The sequence below is a fragment of the Chryseobacterium sp. RR2-3-20 genome (assembly GCF_017808115.1).
Lineage (GTDB): Bacteria > Bacteroidota > Bacteroidia > Flavobacteriales > Weeksellaceae > Chryseobacterium > Chryseobacterium oryzae.
This window is the reverse complement of sequence record NZ_JADQBD010000142.1, coordinates 1-1723: the sequence shown is the minus strand read 5'-3', so window position 1 is coordinate 1723 and position 1723 is coordinate 1. Positions and strand designations below refer to the sequence as shown.

At 29.1% G+C, this 1723-nt stretch carries 2 protein-coding genes; one reads left to right on the top strand and one right to left on the bottom strand.

The features are described from left to right. Window positions 1-204 precede the first annotated feature (204 nt). Window positions 205-558: an MmcQ/YjbR family DNA-binding protein gene (locus IV513_RS15365; RefSeq protein ID WP_209391429.1), complete on the bottom strand. Its 354-nt coding sequence runs from the start codon at window positions 556-558 to the stop codon at window positions 205-207. Between the two features lie 121 nt (window positions 559-679). On the opposite strand from IV513_RS15365, the gene IV513_RS15360 reads away from it, so the two are divergent. Then, a complete protein-coding gene (locus tag IV513_RS15360; RefSeq protein WP_209391428.1) occupies window positions 680-1333 on the top strand; it encodes an NAD(P)H-binding protein in 654 nt (217 codons plus the stop codon). The last annotated feature ends 390 nt before the right edge of the window (window positions 1334-1723 follow it).

The following is a 1723-nucleotide window of genomic DNA, read 5'->3' as shown; positions in this document are numbered from 1 at the left end:
ATAACGGCTTTAACAGTTGTGCAGTTTATAAACAAAACTTATTTCAATCGAAATATCAACAACTTAAAAGTCAGTATTATTTAAAATGCACAACGGGTTCTATAATATTATTAATATTGTCTTGGCAAAAATATCTTGAAGTGTAAAATATTAATATAAAAAATAGTCTAAATTTCATTTGTGTTATTAGTGCTTTATATAATTTTATAAATTTAAAATTTCTTCTTTAATTTTCTTTGTCAAAGATTTGAATACCAAATCATACGATTGATCAATCATTTTCAAAAGTAAATCTCTTTTTAAACAATCTACAGAAACCGAATTCCAATGTATTTTGTTCATGTGATACGCTCCGGTAATTTGCGGGTGTTGTTCACGAAGTTCTAAGCTCCATTCGGGATCTGTTTTTACATTAATGCTTAAAGGCTGTCTCTCTAATGACATTAATAGGAACATTTTTGTTCCAACTTTCAAAACCAAAGTTTCATTATCAAACGGAAAACTATCTGTAACTCCTTTTTTTGAAAGACAGTATTCTAAAATTTCGTTGGCATCCATTTAGTATGAGTTTTAATATAAATATGCGTGTGAATAGTGATGTAAATTAAATTTATACTGACAATTATTTCAAAATTAGTAAATTTAGAAAAAGAATACACATTTTATACTACAATAAACAATGAAAGCTCTCGTAATTGGTGCTACAGGCGCCACAGGAAAAGAATTGGTTCAGCAGTTATTGCTCGATCAGGATTTCAGTGAAGTAATAGTGTTTGTAAGAAAACCTCTCACGATATATAATGATAAACTAACAACTCATGTGGTAAATTTTCAAAATCCTGAAGAATGGAAAAATCTTGTCGTTGGCGATGTGGCATTTTCTTGCTTGGGTACTACTTTAAAAAATGCGGGAAGCAAAGAAGCACAGCGAAAAGTAGATTATGATTATCAGTTGGAATTTGCAAAAGCAGCAAAAGAAAATAATGTATCAGATTATGTTTTAGTTTCTGCTTATGGTGCGAATCCTCAATCTAAAATATTTTATTCTAAAATGAAAGGTGAATTGGAAGTTGCGGTTAAAAATCTTCATTTTGATAAGATTACCATTTTCAAACCAGGAATGTTAGAAAGAAAAGACTCGGAGAGAACTGCAGAAGTTTTAGGAAGCAGAATAATAAAGTTTGCCAATAAACTCGGACTTTTCGAAAGCCAAAAACCATTACCGACTTCTGTACTTGCAAAAGCTATGATTAATGCTTCAAAAATTAAAAGCAATGGATATTCCACTATTGAACTGGCTAATATTTTTAGTTTTGCAGAAAAAAATATTTAAGTTTGATTTTAATCTTTAAAGGCAATAAAAACAAAATCCGTCTGCAAAATTAGATTAGCAGACGGATTTAAGTGTTCTATAAACAAAAAATCATTAATTTCCTCTATGAATGTAATTTTTAATCATAATACTCCAAAATCAATGGGCTTTTATAATTTTGAACTAATCTCAACATGCTGAAATACAAAAGTTTAGATTCCTGCGGAATGACAAAAGTAATGCTGAAAACTAAATTATTATTAAATAATGACAATTAATATTTTACATTATAGAAATCCTTATTCAACTCGATTATTTAAGGTAATGTGGTCAAAAATAGTTGGTGTTTTTGTCAAAAATAATTCGTAATATTTTGCGGTTGATTGGAAGAGGAAGTGAGCAATGCTGAGG